The organism is Flavihumibacter sp. CACIAM 22H1 (assembly GCF_001601815.1).
Lineage (GTDB): Bacteria > Bacteroidota > Bacteroidia > Chitinophagales > Chitinophagaceae > Flavihumibacter.
This window is the reverse complement of record NZ_LUKG01000035.1, coordinates 21,084-44,889: the sequence shown is the minus strand read 5'-3', so window position 1 is coordinate 44,889 and position 23,806 is coordinate 21,084. Positions and strand designations below refer to the sequence as shown.

Sequence of the window (23,806 nt, the reverse complement as noted above, 5' to 3'; positions counted from 1 at the left end):
CTGATAATACACCTCGAAGAGTATATGGGAGCTAAAATTCCCGAAATTGATCCGGTAACACAGGAAACCAAAAATGCCTCTGATGGAATGGCCGGCAAGTTGGCGCAGGGAGCTATGGCAGCCGGGCTGGTGATCCTTTATAAATATTCCCGGAGTGCTGAAGGTGCTGAATACCTCTTACATACCAACACAACATCGATTGATATTAAGCGACTGCTGAACAATAAGCAGGAGGAGCTGGTTGCGCAGCTTGCTAAATTTGCCGGGGCAACCACGGTACAGGCTGGCACAATGCTACAGGCTGTTACAAAAGAAGCCATGGATTTTGTAAAAAATGAAATAAAAAACAATCCAACGGAGGCCACGCTGCAAACTTATTTCGGCAACCAGCGCCAATCTATCCTGGGACATCTTCCGCCGGAACTTGGATTGGGAGATATCATGAAAGATGATACCCTGGATGACAGAACGAATAAAATGGAAGGACCTATTTCCTCCCTTGCCCATGCCATTGAAGATGTATTTTCTTCTTCGGGAGCTAAAAAAGATTAATCTTCTTTCGACCAGATTTCATAAATGGGATCTCCCTTTGAACTTTTTCCCCGGTGGTGCCAGTTAGCTTCCTGTACCTGTCCTTCAAAACTGAGCGACATGCCAACGCGGCTGGAATCGCGGGAGAAAAAATCGATATGCTCTGTATAGACACCATCTTTAAATGTATAAGTTCCGCCACCTGTTCCGAAGAATTCACCCGTAGCGGTATTGATAGCCGCCCATTGAAATCTTTTAGCTGTTAATAACTTAATGGTTTTGCGGGCCGAGGGTTGAATAGTATTCATAGTACCCTGCTGCTCTCTGCCCGTAATTCGCCAGGTTGCATTTAATGGGCCGCCTGCCTCATCGATACGTTTCCAGTTCGTGCCTTCCACAGGCCAGTTTAGTTGAAGCTGTTTAGCCGCTACTTGCGCGTTTAACAGAGATTCTTTGCCCATTCCCTTAGGATCAGAAGAATTAAACTCCAGCCTGGTACTTAATTTAGTACCATCAAACTGGTAAGTACCTCCTTCTGTATGATAAAATTTCTTCCCTGTCTTATCATATACCGTATAGGAATAATGTCTATTGGTGAAGAGCAGTAAGTGCTGTTGCTGCGCCTTCTCACTTAACCAGGCACCCAATAGCGGGTTTTTCAGTAATGTACGCCCATCCGATATCCGCGGTTCTTTAAAAGAAAACAGCAGGCAAAGGCTGAACAGGCAACAAGCGGTTAAAACTTTCATTGCAGGTTATTTTTTCTTACCACTAAAAACAAGAAAAGCGCCTACGGCTGTAACAATTGCACCTGCATAGGTTGGCCAGGATACATTTTTCTTTTCCTTTTTATTGATTTCTACAGGCCCCAGGTCTACTACATTTTTTTCCTGTGTAAAACTAAATCCCTGGAATAAAAACATTGCAATACCGATAACGATCAGAATAATGCCGAATACTCTCATGCTAATAGATTATATGGTTTAAAATCCTGCTCCATAAGATACAGAATTTAATGTAAAGAAATTCGTTTTTTAATCTCCAAAAAACTGCACAAAATAAAAGGATGGTAGTAACTTTAAGTAATGACCATTGAGATACATACACCAAAGAAAGGGCTGGAGGAAACAGTACTGCGGCTGGTGAAACTCTCTGTCATTCGCTTTACGCAACTTTACAAAGGAATATCGCGCATAGAATGTATGATCCGGGAAGACTCAAAAATTAGCCCGGTAGATAATAAGGTTTGTGAACTCCGGGTTACCATGCTGGGGGAAAATCTTTTTACGCATTCGCGCTCAAGCGAATATGCTGATTCTGTGCGGGAGGCATTGAATCATTGTGCTGAGCAGGTGGCCTTGCTTGCATCGAAGGCGAAAGAATTACCCGATAAAATTACCACTACTGTTAAAGTTTAAAAAAAGCGGCCCGGGCCGCTTTTTAGGTTCAATTGTTTAGAAGGGAAGATCGTCCTCGGGCATAGGATCAATAGGTCCTGTAAAGGGAGGTGGTTCGGCGCCGGACTGGCCTTGTGCTACCACTTTCCAGGCTTTCACATCGGTATACCAACGGCCATTGTATTCGCGACTTTCCACGTCAAAGGATACCTGAACGGGATCGCCCATCCGGAACTGACTCATATCAATTTTATCGCCCCATACGGCTATACAGATCTTTTTAGGGTAGGTATCGCCTGTTTCCAGTATAAATTCCTGTTTTTTCCAGGTGCCATTTTTGCCCTGCCCGGTCTGAATTCCGAGCAGTTGTATAATTTTACCATTTACTTCCATTACTGTTTTTGCACAAAGAAAGGCAATTTCCTAACTTTGCGCCTCAATTCTTCCCATGAGCGACGCTATTAAACACGAATGTGGCCTGGCTTTCATTCGTTTACGCAAGCCCTTCTCTTATTACCAGCAACAATATGGCACAGTTATGTACGGGCTGAATAAGCTCTACCTGTTGATGGAAAAGCAACACAACCGAGGCCAGGATGGTGCGGGAATCGCAGCGGTGAAATTGCATGTAGAGCCGGGCTATCCTTTTCTGAACAGGAACCGCAGTATTGAGCAAAGGGCTATTGCGGATTTATTTTCGCAGGTGGGAGAGGAAATTGCAGACCTGGAGAAATACCAGCCCGATATCCGGAAGCACCCGGGTTTGCTGAAAGGGCATGTACGGTTCCTGGGAGAGCTGTTATTGGGGCATTTGCGCTATGGAACCCAGGGAAAGAACAACGTTGAATTCTGTCATCCCTTTATTAAGCGAGATACCATCCAGAGCCGTAACCTGGCACTGGCCGGGAATTTTAACCTGGTAAATACGGAGGAATTATTTGGATTGGTAAATATAGATCCCGGTGTATTTCAGCGGCAGAGCGACCTGGCTGCTATGATGGAAGTGGTGCACCATTTCCTGGTACAGGAAGATCTAACCAATCCGGGCAGGCCGAATATTGCTAATGTACTCCGGCAGTCGGCCAAATGGTTCGATGGGGGGTATCATTTTGGCGGATTAGTAGGGAGCGGTGAAAGTTTTGTGATGCGCGATGCACATGGTATACGCCCTTCTTATTATTATATTTCGGATGATGTAATTGTTGCTGCATCAGAGCGTGCCGCCATTCGTACCACATTTAATGTAGGCGAAAATGAAGTAAAAGAGCTGATGCCGGGGCAAGCCCTGATCGTGGACGTAGAGGGCAACTATAAAATTGAGCAGATACTGGAAGCCAAAGAGCGGAAGGCCTGTAGTTTTGAACGGATCTATTTTTCCCGCGGAAACGATGAAAAAATTTACCGCGAACGCAGCCAATTAGGGTATAACCTGCGAGATGCAGTATTGAAATCAATCGATTATGATCTTAAGAATACAATTTTTTCCTTCATCCCCAATACTGCAGAAGTAGCTTTTTATGGAATGGTGAAGGGCATGGAAGATTATATGAATCAGATTAAGATTCAACGTATTCTTTCCTGGGGAAATGACTTCGATGAGGAAAAACTCACGGAGATGATTAACCGCAAAATCAGGATGGAAAAAATTGCCATCAAGGATGTGAAGATGCGGACATTTATTACGGAGGATGCGAACCGGAATGAAATGGTGCAGCACGTGTACGATATAACCTATGGTACCGTACGCCCTCATATAGATAGCCTGGTAGTTATTGATGACTCCATTGTACGTGGTACTACACTGAAAGAGAGCATAGTACGTATGTTAGGAAGATTGAAGCCGAAAAAAATCATCATCGTTTCCTCAGCGCCACAGATCCGTTACCCGGATTGTTACGGGATAGATATGAGTAAACTGGGTGATTTCATTGCTTTCCGGGCAGCTATTGCGTTGATGAAGGATCGTGGCATGGAGGACCAGCTGGCCAGGCTTCATGAAGAATGTAAGGAGCTGGCTCGTTTAGGTCAGCTCGATAACCGGAACCTGGTAAAAGAGATCTATCAACCCTTTACAGCCGAGGAAATCTCCGCTAAGATTGCAGAATTGATCACCCCTCCGGAAATTGAGTTTCCGGTTGAGCTGATCTTCCAGAAAATAGAAGACCTGCATCTTGCCTGTCCGACGAATACGGGCGATTGGTATTTTACGGGAAATTATCCCACAAAGGGAGGCAATCGGGTAGTTAATAAAGCTTTCCTGAACTATATGGAAGGTAAGAATGAGAGGGGATATTGATTTTGGTCAACAGTTCATTCGGATTGCATAAAAATCGCGTCCAGGGCTCTATTTGGCAGCATATTTGTTGCTAAAACGCCGACCGACCGTTTTTAATACACAACCTATGATGGACCAGTAAACAGGCCTGTTTATTTTGCTGCGTACCCCCTGTAAAACGGTTATGAATCACGAAACCCGGTTACCTTTAGGACATGAAAACCATTTACGTGGTTAGGCATGCCAAAAGTAGCTGGGGTGACTTAACCTTGCCGGATTATGATCGCCCGCTGAATGAGCGGGGTCAAAAAAATGCGCCTGAGATGGCCAGGCGCTTACTCGACAAGCATATTCAGCTGGATGCTTTTGTAACGAGCACGGCAAAGCGTGCACTTCAGACTGCCAGCCATTTCATAAAAATTTATGGGCGCCCCCTGGAAGAATTGCTGCTGCACGAGGAATTGTACCATGCGCCCGCATCCGTGTACAGCCAGGTGCTCAGTTCCCTGCCCGATGAGTTTCAGTCAGTGGCTATCTTCGGGCATAATCCAGGTATCACAGCCTTTGTGAATACGCTGACCACCACTCGTATTGATGATATGCCTACCTGCGGAGTTTTTGCCGTTACGGCCGATACCGACCAGTGGGCTTCCTTTCCTTTATCCCGTAAATCATTCCTGTTTTTTGATGCTCCAAAACTGGGCTGAACCTGGTTTTATAACTCAGCTTATGCTGGTCGGCTGGCACCTGACCGGTAAAACAGGATTTCCTGGAGCGAAAATTTATCCTGTCGGACTGTTTGGATCAGTCCCTTTTGCTGGAGGTAGGTGGCCAGGTATTCCTGCTCCGTTTGTCCGGGTGTCGGAATCATCCAAAGGTTTTTATGGTGTGGTACCAAATCCATAACGCTGGAGTAGCCACTTCTGGTAAGAATGCAAGTGGCTCTCGTAATGGCTTCAGAAAGAAGGGGGCCGGAAAGGTGATTGACCAGGTACAGGTTGGGCAGGTAGCGCAGATCGGGCCGTACGGCGGGCGCCTTGTGTTGATCCGGCAGTCCCCGCACCAGCCACAAGGAGCTGCCGGGTTTGTTTTTCCATTGTTCCAGTATGCTGGTTTCCAGTAAGGTACGCTGGGGTTCCGGGCCAGACAGGATGGCCAGTAGTTGAATCTGTGGCGTTGTGGCGGCCGGGAAATTAAAAAGGGTGTCGGCTTCTTTTGCGGCCGGTACTGGTTGCATACGGGTAAGCGGACCTATATACTGCACCGGGATGCCGGGTAATTGAGAAGGATGAGAAAGTTCGCCGGCGAGCGAGTTTTCCATAGCTTCAAAATCCGGCACCCAGCAGGCGGTGAACTTATTTATATACTGATACAATTGTTTACGGACCAGGGAATCGACCGATTTACCAAAAGCTGTTTTGACCTGCAACTGGTGAGTGATGAGGTAGGAACTGATTTCCGGATGCCAGAAGCCGTACCTGTTATCGCTGATGATAGCGTCAACCGGCTGCCGTTCGGCAAATGCCCGCAGCCATTGATTTTCCGCTTTGATCTGTTGAGCCAGTTGGGGTAGTGAAAAGGCCAATCTGGCAATAGTGCCGGCTCGGTTTTTGTGGTATTTTATCTGGTAACCAGGGGGATGAATGATTCTGATGCCGGGAAAAGCTTCCGCTATTAAAGCAGCCTGCGGGCCATTGGCGGCAACGAACATATCGGCGCCACAGTTGTTTAAAAGATAGTTCAGGAGGGGTAAACAACGGCTTGCATGACCAAGTCCCCATTCCATGGGTGAGAGCAATATTCGGCTGCCTGGTGAAAATTTTGGGATGAAATTGGAAAAATTGCTCAAGCAGGGATACTTTTTTTTGGAAAAATAAGTTTAAATTAGAAAGTTAAAAGTATGAAGAAGACGCTGATATACGTCGTTCTGGTAATAATGGTTAGTAGTATTGCTGTTTCCTGTAGCAGTAGCCGTAAAGCCGGTGGCAAAGGGTGTGGCTGCAATATGAATAAGGGTTATGTAGGCTATTAAATCTGATTAAATGAAAGCGCCGAACAGAGATTTGTTAGTGCTGGTTAAGCATGCTCGCGACAATGAGGACGCGATGGAACGTGAATTGGTTCAATTGAACAAGCTCCTGATGGATGTTGAGACCCAGGATACTTTTTCGCATGTGTATGAGATCATTGATTGCAACAAGTTTCGGATAAATACAGATAGCCGGCGAATAATGAAACTCATCCACAACGGGGAACCTCCCTTTGTGTTTTTGAATAACAAGAACTGATTAAGACGTCAGACAGGTGTTAGAACACCTGTCTGACGTCTTACACTAACGCTGCCCTTAATCCTTCGAGCATAATAGGGATTTCTTCCTTTTTACAAGTGCCTACACTTAGCCGGTACCAGGGCGATTGGGGAGCCGCTCCAAAAGCATAAAATGGTACAACCGCCAGTTTTGCCGCATCCAAAAGATAACTGGTAACCTCCGCCTGGCTCTCAAACAATTTTCCGTCTTTCCGCTGTTTTCCAACAAGATCTACTTTAATCGTCAGGTAGATTGCTGCCTGGGGTGCCACGGAATCAACCGCAAACCCCGCTGCTTTTAGTTCCTGGAACCCCGCATGAATGGCCCGCAGCCGGTATGCAATGGCTTCCTTGAATTCTTCCAGGAAATCATCAATGGCCTCTTTTTGTTGAAGGAACTTCGCCACCGCTTTTTGTTCAGCCATCGGGGCCCAGGCACCCACATGGCCCAGGATGGCCTTCATTTTATCAATGATGGGGGCTGGACCAAAACTCCATCCCACCCGAACACCGGTAGCGGCAAACACTTTTGATATGGCATCAATAAAAATGGTGAAATCGCGCATGGCAGGGCGCAGACTAACCGGGTTATAATGGCGGATATCGCCATAGGTCAGGTGCCAGTACATCTGATCATACAATACATAAAGTTTTTTATCCTGCTCACCTCTTGCAGCGTTTTCAGCAAGCACCAGGTCGCAGATTTTTTCGAGCTCCTCTTTTGAAAACACCGTACCGGTTGGGTTCTGTGGAGAGCATAAGGCCAGCAGGGTGGCTCCTTTCAACAGGGGTTCCAGCGATGCTGCGCTGGGCATAAAATTAGTTTCCGGTCCCGCTTCTACCACTACGTGTTCGCCACCTACAAAATGGGTATAATGATTGTTATTCCAGGAAGGAACCGCATAAACAACTTTTTCTCCTGCATCTACAAGCGCCCTGAATGCGGCATAAATCAGCGGACGGCCACCAGCGGCTACCAGGTATTCCGATTTATCGTACGCTAATCCCTCCCGGTCTTTGATAAATGCTGCGATAGATTCACGCAGGTCTAAATTGCCTTCTGCCAGCGGGTAATTCGTAAAATGGGCCCGGTAAGCGGCAATGATTTCTTCTTCCAGCGCTGCTGGAATCGGGAATACCTGCGGATCGAAATCGCCTACGGTAAAATTGTAGATCTTTTCTCCCAGCCTTATCTTTTCACGGATCTCACCCCCCAGTTTCACGATTTCGGAACCAATCAGCGTTTCCGACAAATGACTCAGTTTCATATATACTATTTAGCGCGGTGAAGGTACGGAAAGGCATTGGGTGCCCGGTTCAAAGGAGCAGCTTATATTTGCCGGCTCTATGAGTAAACCGGATCGAAAATCGGCTATTTTTTTAAAGCCAAACCGGCTGCGCCAGCGTTGGTCGCCGGTGGAAGCCTTTTATATAACCAAACAGGCACGCGGGGTGGATTTCGCGCGCGAAGCATTGGATGCAGGAGTTGTTCAAAAAGCATTTCCCAGTTGGCCTGTACCTACGCAGCAAGCCCTGGCCGCGCTGGGCGATGAGGCGTTAACCCAGCTGGTGCAGCAGTTAACCCGTACACACGCTAAACAAAAGGCAGGCACTTCACTCACCTCGTATATCGACCGCTCTTTTTTGCGCCAGGTGCACCAACTGTTTACGGCCTTGCTGGAACAACCGGTTGAATTCAGCTGGTACCATCAACGGGTGAACCCGGCTACGGGCAATCATCTTACAACCAGCTGCCAGGTGCATACCATTCAGCCGCGCTTAAGTTTTAAGGTGGAGAAAAACGAAGAGGGATTAGAATTACTGCCACTGATCCGGCTTGGCCAGGAATTGTTGAACCTGGACAGCTTTCAGCGCGATTATTTTTTTCTGTCGCAACAGGATAACTATTGGTTATTGAGCATGGCAGATTACCAAACCCTCCAGTGGCTGGCAGCAAATGATCCGGCAATATATGCCGGAGACCCCGCCGGCTTTTCAGAGCATGTATTGAAACGGCTGGAAGCCGATTATGAGATTGAAATGGGGGCTTTGCTGAATAAAGAAATGGTAGAAGTGGCCCCCACCCATGCAGTATACCTGAGCGAAATCAGCGGAAGTTTTCTGATGCTTACGCCCCGCTGGAACTATGATGGATTTTGGGTGGAAGGCCCCTGGAAACTAACGGAAGAATTCAACCGGAATGGGCAGGTTTTTGTGGTGAAACGGGATCGCCAGGCAGAGCAGGGATTTCATGACCGGCTACAATCACTGCATATTAATTTTTCAAAGCAATTGAATGGGGTATTTAATTTACCCTTTGCGGAAGCGAAAAAAAAGCATTGGTTCCTGAAAGTATACCACCGCCTCCTGGAGGAAAACGTGGAATTACTGGGCATGGAATTGCTCCGGACCTTTCGGTATTCGCCTTATCCGCCCGAAACGGAATGTTCCATACTAAAAACATCGGGTAATTCACTGCATATTTCTTTTTCCTTGCGGTTTGGTACAGAAACCATTCCGCTGCCCGAATTACAAAAACTATTATTAGCCGGGGTAAAATCTGTTTTATTAAAGGATCATTCCATCGGGGTTTTGACGGAAGAATGGCTGCAACGCTTCAGTGCCATTATCAAACACGGAAAAATCAAAGGTGCTGAACTAATTGTGCCGCAGTGGATTTTATTGGGACTACAGAAAGAGGAACCGGCGGAGGTATCACCGGATGCAGCGGGTATACCCGCATCGGTTCCGGTTGCCGGCGGATCTTACCAGTTGCGAAAGGCCATCGCCCAGGCATGGTGGGAAAAATGGTTACATTGGCAATCTTCTGAAACACCCCTGCTGCCTTTGCCGGCGTCGGTAAAAGCCGTGCTGCGGCCCTATCAGCAAAAAGGTTTTGAATGGATCTGTTTATTGTCAGAGCTCGATGCGGGTGCCTGCCTGGCAGATGATATGGGGCTGGGAAAAACACTTCAGACCATCTGTTTCCTGGCACACAGAATGGAATTGGCAGCAGGCGATTTTCGGGTATCCATGATCGTTTGCCCTGCTTCTTTACTACATAACTGGAGGTTGGAAATTCAAAAATTTGCGCCTTCCCTGGGATCCTTTGTGTACCATGGTAATACGCGCGATATGGAAGCCTTCCGTTCCTCCGGTGCAAGAGTGCTGATAACCAGCTATGGAACCCTGCGTTCCGATATTGAACGCCTGCAGTTGCTGCAGTGGGATACAGTGGTCTTGGATGAAAGCCATACTATCAAAAATCCGGCGGCACAAATTACCAAAGCGGTTTATCAACTGAAAGCTACCACAAGAATTGCTCTTAGCGGAACACCGGTAATGAATAATACGTTTGATCTGTATGCGCAGTTGCATTTTCTGGTGCCCGGGTTATTCGGGCAGCCGGAGTTTTTCAGAAAGGAGTACGCCCACCCTATTGACCGCGAAAGGAACGACGAAAAGGTACAGGCGCTTAAACAGTTAACCGCACCATTTGTGCTGAGAAGAACAAAACAACAGGTAGCAACAGATCTTCCGCCAAAAACAGAATCGGTTTTATGGTGTGAAATGTCGGTGGAACAAAAGGCCTTGTACGAGGAGATCAAAAGCCAGATACGGGATAGCATTTTTCTGAATATACGGCAGGAGGGAATGAATAAAAGCAAGCTCTCCATTTTAGCCGGCATGCAGAAACTGAGACAGGTTTGTGCCGCACCTGCTTTACTGAAAGAAACCGGTTTAACCAAAGCCGATTCCGTGAAGATTGAGGTGCTGATGGAGGAACTGCAGAACAACCTGCGCACGAATAAAGTATTGATTTTTTCACAGTTCAAGGGAATGTTACACCTGATAGGAAAAGCTTGTCAGCAGGCGAACTTGTCCTATTATCATTTTGACGGAGAAACAGCTCCTGCCAAACGATCTGAATTAGTAGAACAATTCCAAACTCCGGGCAATGAGGTGAATATTTTCCTTATCAGTCTGAAAGCAGGCAATACCGGCTTAACGCTTACCGCGGCAGATTATGTTTTCCTGGTGGATCCCTGGTGGAATACAGCCGTTCAGCAACAGGCGGTGGATCGGGCTTACCGGATTGGCCAAACAAAAAATGTGTTTGCCTACCAGATGATTTGCAAGGACAGTATAGAGGAGAAAATAATAGAGCTACAGGATAGAAAAAGAATGCTTTCGGATGCCCTGATTACAGAGGATGAAGGTTTTATAAAGCAACTGACGGAGGATGATCTGCGTTATTTGTTCTCTTAAATTTAAACCGGTCGGGTGCCACCCGACCGGTTTAAATAGCTTTTTACTGCCAACCCGGGTTTTGGGTTAGGTTAGGATTTAATAAACGTTGGTTATCGGGTAAGGGTAACAAGTAATCACGATCGGTTCTAAACTTGTAACCGGTTGATACTGCAGGAATGGTTTGAAATAATTCAATGTACCCCGCTCCGTTTACCGGATAATTATCCAGGTCGTCTGCCGGCACCAGGCCATCCCATTGAGCACGTTTTGCCCCCAGGGGTTTCCATCCGGCAATTTTCTCGTCCATAGCCGCCCAGCGCATCAGATCGTCGAGCCGGTAACCTTCACAGGCCAGTTCCACCCTGCGCTCGCGTCTAATTTCATTAATAAGGCTGCTGAGTGCAGGAAATTCTGCGCTTGGGTCAGGACTTATTGCCGCTACCAGCAGGGAGGGCATCTGAACCCGTTGGCGGAGTTTATTGATCGTAAGGTCTGCATCTGCCTGGGTAAGGGTTCCCAGTTCTGCTTTGGCTTCTGCATTAATCAGCAAGGCTTCCGCAAAGCGGAAAAGGATAAGTCCGCTTGTGCCCTGGTCCTGTTGCTGGGTATAATCCGGATTATGCCCTTTGTATACCTGGTAGCCGGTAGCGGGACGTGCTTCTGCAGAATTAACAAAGCTTGGCACTTCAAAAACTATATCGGCTATACCACCGGGTGCATTATTGGTGATAACATGTTCCGCATCATTGACGTAAATGGTTTGAACCAGGCGGGGATCACGATTTTTGACGAGGTCAAGCAAGCTGTTATCGCCCTGGTAAAGCAGGCTGGTACTGATCGGCAGTCCATCTGTGCAGAGATAGGCATCGATCAGGTCTTTCGTTAAACCTCTCCCCGCACCGGAGGTGGTGTAGCGGTACCAGCGATGCCCGCCATTGAGGTTGAGATTATACTGTCGCCAGAGCATAATTTCAGAACTGGAAGCATAGGAAAGCCGGTTGAAGAGCTCCCAATACCCGGTAGGCGTGGTAAATTGTTCCAAGCCATACCCGTCGGGGGTTGCGATTAATGCGGAAGAAACCGTAGCTGCTTTCTGGAAAAATTTGCTGCCGTCAGCGCCACTTACTCCAAATGGGGTATTGGCATGGTATTTTTCCCAGCTGCCTTCAAAAAGGGCGATACGGGCCTGCAACAACTGTGCAATTTGTTTATTTACGCGAGACATTTCAGCCATCGATTTGGAAGGCAGGTATTCAATGGCACGGTCCAGGTCATTCAGCATTGAATCTGCGATGATTGATCTGGATACTCTTTCGGCGAACAATTCGGGATCACCGGGCACAAGCGGTTTATTTATCCAGGGCAGATCGCCAAAGTTTTTGAGCAGGTCAAAATATACCCATGCTCTGAAAAAAAGCGCCTCTCCGACATAGGTTTTAATGCTATTCCAATCATCTGTGCTTTTGGTGTAATTGGCGAGGAAATAGTTCACATTCCGGACATCGCCCCAATCCCATCCTCCGCCGGAAGCAGGAACCACCCGTTCACCATTGAGAAAGGTGTTATAGGTCATAGTGATCATGTTATCACTGCCCTGGTCGGCATCGAGCCCGTATATGCCGATGCTTCCCCACCCGTTGTAATTTGGAAAAAAATTATACCAGTTATTGGCATATAACTTCATATCGTTGGAAGTGCGCCAGAACTCTCCATCGCTGATATTAGTTTGCGGGGTACGGTCGAGGTATTCTTTTCCGCAACTAATAGTAAGCAATGATAGCAGCGCCAGTATAGTAACAAATAGCTTGTTCATCGATTCGTTTTTTTCAGGTTTTAAAATCCAACATTCACACCAAGCGAATAGGTACGTTGCAATGGATAAATTTTCGCATCCCTGATAGATAATTCAGGATCCATTGTTTTTACCAGTTTTGTGAATGTTGCCAGGTTTTCAATACTTATATATACCCTCAGTTTTTTAAACTTAACCGTATTGAGTAAGGACATGGGGAGGGAATAACCAACCTGCAGATTTTTGATGCGCATGTAGGCCGCATTTTGCAGGTACCTGGATTGTGTTTGTGTATTTTTCCCCATCTGGCCGGTGAGGTAATATTTAGGGAAATACCCATTTGGTGTTTCTGGTGTCCAACGATCGAGGTGTTCTGTAAATACGGAGCTTTGCCATTCATCTCCATTAATGCCCCAGAAATAGTTGGAACCAACCCAGGCATCGCGTTTGGCAACTCCCTGCAGGAAGAGCATCATATCGAAATTTTTCCAGCGCAGATCGCCGGTGAAGCTATAGGAATAGCGGGGCGTACTGTTTCCGATAATTTTTCGATCGCCGGGGTTCTCAAGTGTGTAGTTTCCCCAATCAATGATGCCATTGCCGTCGAGGTCGGTGTATTGCACATCACCCGGCGTCCACTGTGCCCCTGATATTTTTGATTGAGAGGGGGCTTTGGTTACATCGTCAGCAGACTGAAAAAGTCCAACTGTCTGGTAACCCCATATTTCTCCCTGTTGTTGTCCGACATAGTAGTTGCGTATATCGTTATTGGGGTTATTGGCAAAGGCCGTTATTTTACCCGTATAATCGCTCAGAATTGCCCGAATACCATAGTTGACTTCTCCTATCCTGTCTCGCCAGCCGAGTGATAATTCAAACCCGCGGGTTTCAATGCCCGCATTGTTTTCCTGCGGTACACCGGTTCCGAGTACTGCTGGTAATGCAGCACCTGTGGTAGCGAAATCATCTGCTTTGCGGATATACCAGTCGAAGGATGCCTGTAAACGGTTGTTCAAAAAAGCAGCGTCTACACCAAGGTTTAGCTGGGTAGTTGTTACCCAGGTTAGCATTGGGTTTACGAGTCCGGGCGGTCTGACAGCAGCCTGCTGAGCGCCATTAAATAACCAGCTGGTACTGGTAGCACGGGTGGTGCCTAAGCTTGGATAAAACGGGTACCAGTTGGGCCCGTTTGCATCCAGGAAGCTCTGATCACCCAGTGAGCCATAGGAGCCACGGATTTTAAGGGCATCCACAAATTTGCTGATGGGGGTAAAGAAGTTTTCTTTATCAATATTCCAACCAGCCGATACACCCGGATAAAATTTCCAACGTACATCCGGCAAAAACCTGGATGTGGCATCGTACCGCCCGTTCAGTTCCAGCAGGTATTTATCGTTAAAGCTGTAGTTAAGCCGCCCGAAGAAACCTTCCGAAGCCAGTTCTCGCACTGCATCGCTAACAGACGGGGTTGCGCCGAAGCTGGTGGAAAGGGAGGGGATATTATCGGAATACAACTGATTATTACCGGCTGTAAAATAGGTGTACTGCCGAAGATCGCTTGTAAATCCGCCGAGTATACTGAACCGGTGTTCGCCTATTTCGGTTTCATACTTGGTAAAGGCGTTTACAACCTGGTATTGCGTACGATCTGTCAGTCGCTGGAATCCGTTGGGGTTTCCCGTCATGATGTACTGAGTACCACTGGGTCGGAAAGCATACACTGTTTTGGTATGAAAATCCTGGTTCCAGAAAGTACCATTAAAGGTATAATTAACGGTGGCCGTCCAGCCTTTCAGCAATTTAAAATTGAATTCTCCCGTTAGGATGGCATTGTCGGTGGTTTGTTTGTTGCGGCCACCTTCGAGGTGCAGCCGTACATCGCTTTCATCTGAGTACCGTCCATCGGGGTTAAAGAGCTGTACAGTTGGCCATTTCCGTGCAATCTGGTGCATATAATTACCCCCTGTTTTGTTAGAATAGGTATTAGGGGTATTAAATAATTCCCTTGACACGGTAGAGCGAAAACTGAAACTGAGCCAGGGCGCAATATCGGTTGTTAAATTGGCGCGGATATTAAAACGCTTGTAGTTGTCATCGCCAAAATTGTACATACCCTGCCGGTCGTTATAACCCAAGCCAATATAATAGGTGGAATTAGCGGAGCCACCGGAAACACCAATATTATGCTGCTGGCTGAATGCTGCATCTTTAAAATAGATCTTAAACCAATCATTATTGGAGTTGGACCCACTCCAGCTGGCCCAACCATCTCTGAGGTCGTTGGGAAAACCATTTTGAACGGTTTCGTCTTTGAAAGTGCCTGCCTGGTAATCTTTGATGCGTTGTATTACGGCATCGGAGAACAGCGCACTTCTTCCGCCGTTGATGGCAGCTTCGTTGTAAAGGTTGGCAAAATCAAGGGAGTTCACCATTTTGGGCATGTTTACCGGGGTTGCCCATTGTAAATTATTGTTGTAGGTAATTCCAGGTGCCTTGCCTTTTTTTCCTTGTTTGGTAGTGATGATAATTACGCCATTGGGTGCGCTAGAACCATAGATAGCCGCAGAGGCAGCATCCTTAACAACGGATATATTTTCAATATCATCCGGGTTAAGGTTATTGATATCGCCCCCCTGAACCCCGTCAATTACAAATAGCGGCCCGCCGGTGGTACCAAACCCCGTATACCCCCGGATATTTATTCCCTGTGTAGCATTGGGTGCGCCACCGGCAGCGCCTGTAGTAATATTGAGGTTTCCGACCATGCCCTGCAGGGCCTGGCTTACTCTTGTAATAGGACGGTTTTCAATATCTTTTCCGCTAACCTGTGCTATAGCGCCGGTAGCATTTATTTTTCGTTGTGTACCATATCCCACTACCACAATATCGCTGAGGTCTGACTCAGCAGGCTGAAGAGACAGGTTCACAACCGTTCGATTACCGACTACTACTTCCTGGGTTTTAAATCCAACATATGAAACGATCAGTACTGACTGTGCATCTACATTTGTTAGGGTATAACGCCCTTTTTCGTCGGTTGAAGCACCGCCTTCGGCATTTTTAATCCGGATACTTGCACCGGCTAATGGTTGATTCTGTTCGTCGGTGATGGTACCTGAAATGGTGATGAACAGGGGTGTTTCCGGTTCATTGTTCTTGAATGCTACCGGTATTCGCCGCTCTGTCAGCGCAATGGTTTTATGAATGATCCGGAATTCCAGCGGCTGATCGGCCAGCAACTGGCGCAGGGCTTCTTCAATCGGCACATTCTCTAATCTAACCTTCACGTTTTTGAATTTTGAGGATAAAGCAGAGCGGTAAAAAAAATGAAACCCGGTTTGTTTTTCAATCTTTTTAAGGACCGTTTTCAACGGTGTGTTGTCTGAGCTCAGGGTAACATGCTGAGCGAAGGTTTTGGCTGAAACCTGCAGGCAACCTAAAAGAATCAGGATTACAGAAAGTTTCATAAGCAATAGCAGTTGTAATAGCTTCTTCCGTAAGGACGGAGTGCGGCTATAAAGCGCATTAAAATCCATACATTTGGTTTTGGTTTGGTAAATAATTCCATGAAAGGGATGCATTGTCCAGGCCGTTTTTACCGGAGAGTGTTGCAACCACTCTTCCGGTTTTTCAGAACTGGATTCACTGGGTTCACGAGTTCTTATTTTTTCATTTTGTTGATTTTAGTTTTACAATATTGTTGTCGATTTCATATCCTATATGGTTCAATTCAAGTAGCTCCAGTACTTCGGAAAGCTTGGTATCCATCGAAATTTGTCCTTCGTATTTGTCATCTGAAATTTGTCCTTCGTAAACAACCTCAATATTGTACCATCGGGCAATGGTGCGCATTATGGAACGAAGGCCGGCCTGATTAAAGCTGAATAGTCCGTTTTTCCAGGCCATTACATGGTCCATATCTACCTGCCTGGTGAGGGTAACGGAGGATTCGCCTACACTAAGCTGCTCGCCTGGTTTAAGGAGGCTGGTATGATTGGCTGCATTGATTTTTACGCTGCCTTCGAGCAGGCTTATCCGAACTGCCTCTTCATCTTCATAAGCATTTACATTAAACTGCGTTCCGGTAACGGTTATAGCTGTTGTACCGTTGTTTACGATAAATGGTTTGGATGGATTGGTTGTTATCTCAAAAAATGCTTCGCCTTCCATAGCTACAACTCGTTGATTATCGCTAAACTGAACAGGGTAAGTAATAGAGGAGCCGGCGTTTAACCAGACGAGGCTGCCATCTGAAAGGCGCATCTGGATCAGTTTGCTTCCTTTGGGATTGAAAACTGTATGCAGGCCTGTTTTTCCTTTTGATGCCTGGTCGATTGTTTTGTAAATAAGTTGCCCATCCTGGTTTTTTTCGAGTTCTACTATTCCCTGGTCGGTAATAGCGCCTTTTTCCAGGTCAGACAAGGCTATTTGAGTACCATCGGACAACTTAATATAGGCCTGGCTCAAGCTCGGTGGTGCCACATCCCTGGTACTTGTTATTAATTCCTGGTTTTTGGGAGTTGTTTTATGGATTGCCTGGAAATAGATACCGGCGAGTATTAGTAGGAGGATTGCTGCGGCACTCATCATCCAGCGGGTTCGGTGGATTTTATGGGATGGTTGGATCAGGTCTTGCTGTCGGATATTTGTAAGTAGTTGATGATGGATCCGTTCACTGGTAGCGGTATCTAAATGCTGTTCCTGGCTGGTTACCTGTATAAAACGTTCCAGGTCTGTTTCTGACAAAAGTTCCTGCAAATTGCCCTGGTACTGGCTGATCAGTTCAAGCAATTCCTGTAATTCAGCCCGGCTGATCGTTTCTTCCAGAAAAGCATCCAGTAATTTTTTTAGATAGGTGTTAGAAGTATCCATAGTCATACGCCAGCAGCATGGCTGTTATAAGTATGACGTGCATTTCAGGAAACCGGCGGGGTGTTCAAAAGAAGTTTTTCAGGGAATAAAGGAAAATGCCAATAAAGAGTAAGCTTTGGTTAATTCCTGCTAATTGTCTGCGGAGAAATAACAAGGATTCTGCGATATGTTCTTTTACCGTGCTATGGGAAATACCCAATTCATGGGCTGCTTCGCGATAGGTTTTTCCGTTTAGTTTACAGAGTATGAAAATTTTTCTTCGTTGCGGGGGCAGGTCACTCACAGCTTTCCGGAATAATTCTTCCAGGAATGCGGATTCCTTGTTGTCGGATTCCAGCTCCATAAAGGAGGGGTGCATCCATTCAATTAATTCCTGTTGCAGTTGGGTGTTTTTTGAAAGGTGTTTGAGGGTATCCAGCGCCAGGTTTCTGGAAATGCCGTGTAAGTAGGCAATAGCTGTTCCGGATACGTTTATCCGTTGCCTTGCTTCCCAGAGTTTTAAAAAAACCTCATGTACCAGGTCTTCCGCAAGTGGCGGTAGTTTTACATAGTTTAGCAGATAGGCATAAATACCCTGGTGATACCGTTGGTACAGTTCACTAAAAGCAGCTTCGGAGTTGTCCTTCAATTCTTCCAGCAGTTTCTTGTCCGTATGGTTGGAGTGGTTCACCAAAACAACAATTTCATACCCCAGATAAACAATGTTAACAATTTATTATGTATAAATTTTGCGCAAACGATTGCTTTTTTGGTTAAACAAAAAAAGAAGCTGTCTAAAATAGACAGCCTCTTTACACAACCTATCTGAACGACAACGTCGTAGATCTATTTATCAGGCGGCAATTGCCTGAAGTAGTGTTTCTCCGATAATATGTTCTACCTGTGGGGTATGTTGTGCTGCCCCGTTTTCCAGTACAATCATTTTATGGGTATTGGGTTCCAGGCCGAAAATCTGCACTGGACTACCGTTTATGCTTACCCGAAAACGGGGTAAGTTATTAGCTGCTGTATAAGGTTTGGCAACTACTTCCATTGGGCGTCCGTTTACCACTACTTCAAAATTCAGTGCTTTTTGTTTTATTTTCTTTGACATAGTATTTCCATTTTGGTGAGTAATGCTGTTCTCACTTCTATAAATTCAATAACTATGCCTGCGGGTGTAGGGAAATGTTAAAATAAGACGTCAGACAGGTGTTAGAACTTTGTTCTAACACCTGTCTGACGTCTTACTCGTACACCCGGATATAATCTATTTCTAAACTGGAGCTTGTAAAAGCGGGATCAACCGGTCCGGAGAAATTTCCCCCCATCGCAACATTCAGAATGAAGAAAAAATCATGGTTAAACGGAACTGCCGCTGAATTATTCAAAGAATGAATCAGGAGGCCATCCACAAATAACTGGATCTTATCAGCCCGCCATTCCATACTATAGGTATGAAACTGCGTAGACGCATTTTCTATTCGGCGAGTACCCCCATCCGCATTTCCACCAAATCGGCCCGGGTAATGAAAAGTACCGTAGATATTATTCTGATCGCGGCCCAGGTGCTCCATGATATCAATTTCTCCGCAGGCCGGCCAGCTTACCTGATCAATATTCGCTCCCAACATCCAGATAGCGGGCCAGGTACCTACCCCTTCCGGCATTTTAGCACTCACTTCTACCCGGCCATATTTCATGGTAAACTTACCCTTACTTAATAAACGTGCCGACGTATAAGCACTGCCATTGTAATTCTCTTTTTTTGCCGTAATCCTTAATACCCCGTTATTTACTACAACATTCTCCGCGCGGTTCGTATAATACTGCAACTCCTGGTTTCCCCATCCGTTATCACCGGTACCAATATTATAGTCCCACTTGCTGGGATCCGGTGCTCCATTGGAGTTGAATTCATCACTCCATACCAATCCGGGTTCATTAGAAGCTACATTTACCCGGATTTGGGTACTTTTTGTGAGCTCTCCGGCTGAATTGCTGGCTTTAACCGTTACCACATACAAATTATTGCCTGTTGTAGAATAAGTATGTTCCAGTTCTCCATCCTCGTCTGCCTGTGTAATGCCGTTGCCAAATTCAAAAAAATAGGCAGTTGCATTTTTTGCGCTGGCCTTGAATTTAACCAGGCCGGTTCCATCTGTACTAATATCGGCTGCAATGGTTAATTGTGCCGGCAAGCCGTTCGTTGGTGCAGATTCTTTATCTTTTGAGCAACCAAGCGCTGCTACTAAATAACTCGCTATTAATAATGTATTCATAATGGTTCGCATCGTGTTAAGGTTTTACTTTTAATTTTTGATACCAGGCGTTTCCATCCACTCCGATATTACGCAGGTGAAGAGTGTTGGCAGTAATCGACAAAATCTCGTAGGTGTTTGCACCTGTCGCAAAATTGATTGCGCCATTGCCCGGAACCGTGAATTGTATTTGTGTTGAAATCGATGCAGCAGCACCCGATGTAGCATCACTGAAAGTGAGTGCTTTTACCCCCGACATATCCAGCGGATAACAATCTTCCGGGCCACTGAACCCATAAGAGCTTACGGAGGCACCCTGGATAAAACTGGCTCCTTTATTGTCAACCGACATACTTACCCGGTTATTGGCATCGCGGCTGAACGTGATTTCATCATCATAAAAACAACCAACAGCGGCTTTTTCATCTGGGCCCGCCTGGTACCAGATAGGCTCAAAACCTGCAGCCGGACCTACACCAATATGCCCGGGTGTAAGATTATCCGTAACCCAAACCTTACTGCCAGCGCCTGTAAGGGCTTCCAGAATTTCTGCCGGGATTTCAAATATCACATTTACCGTTATTTTTTTACTGATCGTGGATACAACGCCGGCAGTTCCAATGGCATTTACTGTAATGACATACTCCTGCGTGCCCGGAGTTCCGTATTTATAACGGATTTTTCCGCCGGGTACCATCCTGGTAGTGCCATCCCCGAAATCAATTTTGTAAGTAATGGCATTGGCTGCAGTAGCATCTACCTGCACATAGCCCGATCCGTTTCCTTCCGGATTGGCTGCATCGGCACCTTCAATAGCAAGCGTTAGCGCCAGTTCGGTGGGCGCTTTGATTGCACCAAATGAATAGTCTGTTTTCTGACAGGCGGCAATTCCGGCAGCCAGGGAGGCAAGTACCAACACACCTGTCATATATTTTCGCATAATCATAATGTTTAGTTTAGAGTGATATCATCAAAATACCAGGTGAAATTTGCAGAGCCATCGCCCGGTGTGCCAAGGTCAAAAATCAATACAATTTTCTGGTAGCTGTTGGCCGTATTGATGCCTGCATAATTAAAACTCAGGGTTTCCCATTCGCCCGATTTAGTGGTGCTTAGTTCCTGCTCATAGGAAATAGCTCCATTGGTTTGGTTTTCTACTTTCAGCAAAACTTTGGCCCCAACCCTTGGTGAATAAACTTTCATGGTAAATGTTTTTTTCACCGAAAAATCTATAGGTGCATCCAACGAAAGGAAGGCTCCGCCCCAGGGCTGGCCGGCATTTTTAACCATACGGCCAACTTTGGCGCTGGTATTACCGGCACCACTTACCGGGTTATCCAGAATGGTTACCTGCCCGCCATCAAAATTTACAAATGCATAGTTCAGCGAAGCCGATTCGAAATTAAGCGGCAAGCCCAGTTGTTCTGTGCCAGCTCCTGCCATCTGAACATCATCCCAATAAAAAACTTTTCCGTTTCCTGCTGTTCCAAAATCAAAAAAGATGGATGCTTTATTATACGTGGCATTCAGGTCCAATGCCGGTGTTCCGCTGGAATGATTACTGAAATCAAATTCAAGCGTTTCCCAGGTATTGGCAACTGTGGTGGATTTCAACGTTTCCACCGATATGCCACCGTTGGCCCTGTTTTCAACTTTTAACAATACAGGAATGCCGGCTGCCGGCGAGTAAACCCGTACCGACATTTTAGTTGCACCTGCCGCAAACGGTATTTTCTGTGCAAACCCATCCGGCGTACCAATGGTGGTGCCTGCCCATACTTCTGCTCCGCTTGGTTTAGTTGTTTTCATCACTTTATTAGCCGCATTTGCCGGATCAATGGCATCTTCGGTGATACTACCGCCAAAATCTGTCATCGTGTAATTCACATTTTCTGCATCGAATGTTACCGGCAATGAAATCTGCGCATCGGTTGGGGGCAAACTGTTAACCAGGCGGATATCGTCAAAGAGGAAGGTGAAGTTGGCTGAGCCATCGCCGGGGGTACCGAGTTCAAAAATCACCACCACTTTCTGGTAGGTATTGGATGTGTTGATGGCACTGAAATCAAATACCAGGTCTTCCCATTCATTTGCTTTTGTGATGGGTTGCTGCACTTCGTACGCAATTCCACCGTCCGAAATATTTTCTACCTTAAGTAAAACAGTTGCTCCGGCGCGCGGAGAAAATGCTTTCATCCGGAATATCTTATTGGCGCTGAAATCTATAGGCTGACTTAAGCTGATAACAGATCCTCCCCAGGGCTCCGGCCCATATTTAATCATCTGCGCTACTTTAGCAGAGGTATTGCCCGCCTGTATTTTTGGATTATTTATGACCGTTGTAACGCCTCCTCCAAAATTTCCCCAGGCATAATCTAGAGTAGCGCTTTCAAAATCAAGTGGCAATAACAATGGATTCACAATCGTAATTTCTTTGGTCAGCTCTGTAGTAGCCTGTCCACCACTAAGTGCAACCACCCGTATGGTGTAGGTGCCGGTTTGCGCATATACATGGTTAACCGTGTTTCCTTCCAGCACAGGTACGGGTTCTTCCTGCTCGTTTTCTCCAAAATAAACCCTGAAAACCGTTTCATAATCAGCCGTTGCGCTGACATTGACCTGGAAGGGATTGGAGGGATCAATTGCCGCCGTAAAATCCAAATTTTCAGGTGCCCTGAAACTTACGGTGAGTGGCTGGGTAATTTCCGTGGTTAATCCATTGATGCCAATGCCAAGCAATCGCACACTGTAGTTACCTTCGGCGTACTGGTGTTCCAGTTTTTGACCGGGCGTAACTTTCTGGGGTTGCTGGGTTCCATCTCCGAAATGCACGAGGTAATAGGCCATACCTTCTCCATTCGGATAGATGCTTACATTGCCGGTATTGTCCTGCGTAATGTTGAACATTACACTAAGTTTATCCGGGGCCGATGCATTTTCGGCAAATTCCGTATCGTCGAAACTTTCTTTCTTACAACCGCTCCAGAGCAGTCCTAAAGAAAGGCCAAGTATTAGTATTCGTTTCATGATTCAGTTTTACAGATAATCAATTAATAACCAGGATTTTGAGTTAATTCAGATACATCTATTTCTTCCTGCGGAATAGGAAAAAGCTCATGTTTGCCCGTAACAAAACCCTGGATTTCAGCCGCTGCTCTGCCGGTGCGAACAAGATCGAAAAACCGATCTCCTTCCATAGCCAGTTCCAGCCGGCGTTCATCCCAGATCGCCTGTGTAAGTGCTGCGCCTGTAGCCGTACTATTATGATTCTGATCGCCAAACGCCCGTTGCCGCACCCGGTTCAGGTAATCCTGTGCTTTGGCTGTATTAGGCGATGCTTTGCGGTTATTTGCTTCTGCCGCCATCAATAAAACATCGGCAAACCGAATCACCCGGTTGTTGTTCAGGTAATTCAGTTCTACCTGGCCAGAGGTTTCTCCTTTACGGGGATGGTATTTCTGGTTGTATAAACCAGTATTCTTGTAAGGCGCAACCAGGTAGGTTATATTATACTGCGGGTTGGCTGCGCTGTAGGCTTCAATATCCAGAATGGTAACGGCTTTACGCGTATCTCCCGCTGCAAAAGCATTGGCGAGATCCTGCGTGGGAAGGTTTACACTCCAGCCCTGTGCATACGGGCTGCCGCCGGTAAGGTTACGCACACCGCAATGTTGTACGGCAAAATTTCCCTGTCCGCGTCCCGGATTGCTCCAATCATAGAAGGGGTTATTATTGCTGTACTGGATCTCAAATACCGATTCCGGTCCGTTTTCTCCGCTTGCAAGGAAAATACTGCTAAAATTGGCTACCAGGCTAAAGGGGCCGTTTATTACTTCTTCCAATACGGTGGCGGCTTCCTCAAATTTACCAGGGTTGGCTTCGCTGCCCTGGTATAATAAAACCTTACCCAGCAAAGCCTGTGCAGCATACTTTGTTACCCGTCCAGGTTCATTAACGGTTGTGGGAAGAGCGGCAATGGCGGTGCGTAAATCCGTTTCGATCTGCGCATACACTTCCGCCTTTGGCGTACGCCCCAGGGTTTTACTATCACTAACGCCTAAACGACGTTCGGTAAAAAGGGGCACGTCTCCAAAAAACCGAACCAGTTCAAAATAATAGTAAGCCCGCAGGAAATAAACC

At 46.4% G+C, this 23,806-nt stretch carries 21 protein-coding genes; 7 read left to right on the top strand and 14 right to left on the bottom strand.

Annotation, left to right across the window (positions count from 1 at the left end; all coding sequences use genetic code 11):
- The coding region (locus A1D16_RS11350; RefSeq protein WP_290709517.1) for a hypothetical protein at window positions 1-552 on the top strand (552 nt) is incomplete at its 5' end.
- Here A1D16_RS11350 and A1D16_RS11345 read toward each other — a convergent pair.
- Window positions 549-1,280, bottom strand: a complete 732-nt coding sequence (locus A1D16_RS11345; RefSeq protein WP_290709515.1) for a hypothetical protein — start codon at window positions 1,278-1,280, stop codon at window positions 549-551. The two genes, A1D16_RS11350 and A1D16_RS11345, sit on opposite strands and share 4 nt — an antisense overlap.
- Before the next feature lie 6 nt (window positions 1,281-1,286).
- Complete coding sequence (locus A1D16_RS11340; protein ID WP_290709513.1) at window positions 1,287-1,496, bottom strand: hypothetical protein; 210 nt, start codon at window positions 1,494-1,496, stop codon at window positions 1,287-1,289.
- Between the two features lie 120 nt (window positions 1,497-1,616).
- Between A1D16_RS11340 and A1D16_RS11335 the strand changes: the two genes are divergently transcribed.
- Window positions 1,617-1,949 (top strand): hypothetical protein, encoded by a 333-nt coding sequence (locus tag A1D16_RS11335; protein ID WP_290709511.1) that lies wholly within the window; start codon window positions 1,617-1,619, stop codon window positions 1,947-1,949.
- Between the two features lie 36 nt (window positions 1,950-1,985).
- On the opposite strand, the gene A1D16_RS11330 is transcribed toward A1D16_RS11335, so the two are convergent.
- On the bottom strand, window positions 1,986-2,321 hold the full coding sequence (locus A1D16_RS11330) for a DUF3127 domain-containing protein (protein ID WP_290709509.1): 336 nt from the start codon (window positions 2,319-2,321) through the stop codon (window positions 1,986-1,988).
- Between the two features lie 55 nt (window positions 2,322-2,376).
- Between A1D16_RS11330 and A1D16_RS11325 the strand changes: the two genes are divergently transcribed.
- Together A1D16_RS11325 and A1D16_RS11320 are read left to right on the top strand one after the other, a co-directional pair.
- The gene (locus A1D16_RS11325; protein ID WP_290709507.1) at window positions 2,377-4,224 is read left to right on the top strand and encodes an amidophosphoribosyltransferase; all 1,848 of its coding nucleotides are present in this window, start codon (window positions 2,377-2,379) and stop codon (window positions 4,222-4,224) included.
- 194 nt (window positions 4,225-4,418) lie between these two features.
- The gene (locus A1D16_RS11320; RefSeq protein WP_290709505.1) at window positions 4,419-4,910 is read left to right on the top strand and encodes a histidine phosphatase family protein; all 492 of its coding nucleotides are present in this window, start codon (window positions 4,419-4,421) and stop codon (window positions 4,908-4,910) included.
- Window positions 4,911-4,930: 20 nt separating this feature from the next.
- On the opposite strand, the gene A1D16_RS11315 is transcribed toward A1D16_RS11320, so the two are convergent.
- The gene (locus tag A1D16_RS11315; RefSeq protein ID WP_290709503.1) at window positions 4,931-5,989 is read right to left on the bottom strand and encodes a glycosyltransferase; all 1,059 of its coding nucleotides are present in this window, start codon (window positions 5,987-5,989) and stop codon (window positions 4,931-4,933) included.
- 114 nt (window positions 5,990-6,103) lie between these two features.
- On the opposite strand from A1D16_RS11315, the gene A1D16_RS11310 reads away from it, so the two are divergent.
- Window positions 6,104-6,235: a hypothetical protein gene (locus A1D16_RS11310; RefSeq protein ID WP_290709501.1), complete on the top strand. Its 132-nt coding sequence runs from the start codon at window positions 6,104-6,106 to the stop codon at window positions 6,233-6,235.
- 10 nt (window positions 6,236-6,245) lie between these two features.
- Window positions 6,246-6,491, top strand: a complete 246-nt coding sequence (locus A1D16_RS11305) for a hypothetical protein (RefSeq protein WP_290709499.1) — start codon at window positions 6,246-6,248, stop codon at window positions 6,489-6,491.
- Between the two features lie 40 nt (window positions 6,492-6,531).
- Here A1D16_RS11305 and A1D16_RS11300 read toward each other — a convergent pair whose 3' ends face one another.
- Complete coding sequence (locus tag A1D16_RS11300; RefSeq protein WP_290709497.1) at window positions 6,532-7,779, bottom strand: aminotransferase class I/II-fold pyridoxal phosphate-dependent enzyme; 1,248 nt, start codon at window positions 7,777-7,779, stop codon at window positions 6,532-6,534.
- Window positions 7,780-7,858: 79 nt separating this feature from the next.
- Between A1D16_RS11300 and A1D16_RS11295 the strand changes: the two genes are divergently transcribed.
- On the top strand, window positions 7,859-10,780 hold the full coding sequence (locus tag A1D16_RS11295; RefSeq protein WP_290709495.1) for a DEAD/DEAH box helicase: 2,922 nt from the start codon (window positions 7,859-7,861) through the stop codon (window positions 10,778-10,780).
- Between the two features lie 43 nt (window positions 10,781-10,823).
- Here the strand turns inward: A1D16_RS11295 and A1D16_RS11290 are convergent, their stop codons facing one another.
- The 9 genes from A1D16_RS11290 to A1D16_RS11250 all read right to left on the bottom strand — a co-directional run.
- Entirely contained in the window at window positions 10,824-12,575 is a 1,752-nt protein-coding gene (locus A1D16_RS11290; protein ID WP_290709493.1) for a RagB/SusD family nutrient uptake outer membrane protein, read from the bottom strand.
- Between the two features lie 20 nt (window positions 12,576-12,595).
- A complete protein-coding gene (locus tag A1D16_RS11285; protein WP_290709491.1) occupies window positions 12,596-15,841 on the bottom strand; it encodes a TonB-dependent receptor in 3,246 nt (1,081 codons plus the stop codon).
- A 382-nt stretch (window positions 15,842-16,223) separates the two neighbouring features.
- Entirely contained in the window at window positions 16,224-17,432 is a 1,209-nt protein-coding gene (locus tag A1D16_RS11280) for a FecR family protein (protein ID WP_290709489.1), read from the bottom strand.
- 58 nt (window positions 17,433-17,490) lie between these two features.
- Window positions 17,491-18,096, bottom strand: coding sequence for an RNA polymerase sigma-70 factor (locus A1D16_RS11275; protein ID WP_290709487.1), 606 nt, complete (start codon window positions 18,094-18,096; stop codon window positions 17,491-17,493).
- A 162-nt stretch (window positions 18,097-18,258) separates the two neighbouring features.
- Window positions 18,259-18,519 (bottom strand): hypothetical protein, encoded by a 261-nt coding sequence (locus tag A1D16_RS11270; RefSeq protein ID WP_290709485.1) that lies wholly within the window; start codon window positions 18,517-18,519, stop codon window positions 18,259-18,261.
- 133 nt (window positions 18,520-18,652) lie between these two features.
- Window positions 18,653-19,687, bottom strand: a complete 1,035-nt coding sequence (locus A1D16_RS11265) for a family 16 glycosylhydrolase (protein ID WP_290709483.1) — start codon at window positions 19,685-19,687, stop codon at window positions 18,653-18,655.
- A gap of 16 nt (window positions 19,688-19,703) precedes the next feature.
- Window positions 19,704-20,612, bottom strand: a complete 909-nt coding sequence (locus tag A1D16_RS11260; RefSeq protein ID WP_290709481.1) for a PKD domain-containing protein — start codon at window positions 20,610-20,612, stop codon at window positions 19,704-19,706.
- A gap of 5 nt (window positions 20,613-20,617) precedes the next feature.
- On the bottom strand, window positions 20,618-22,693 hold the full coding sequence (locus A1D16_RS11255) for a hypothetical protein (RefSeq protein ID WP_290709479.1): 2,076 nt from the start codon (window positions 22,691-22,693) through the stop codon (window positions 20,618-20,620).
- A 23-nt stretch (window positions 22,694-22,716) separates the two neighbouring features.
- A partial coding sequence (locus A1D16_RS11250) for a RagB/SusD family nutrient uptake outer membrane protein (RefSeq protein WP_290709477.1) occupies window positions 22,717-23,806 on the bottom strand: 1,090 nt, incomplete at its 5' end.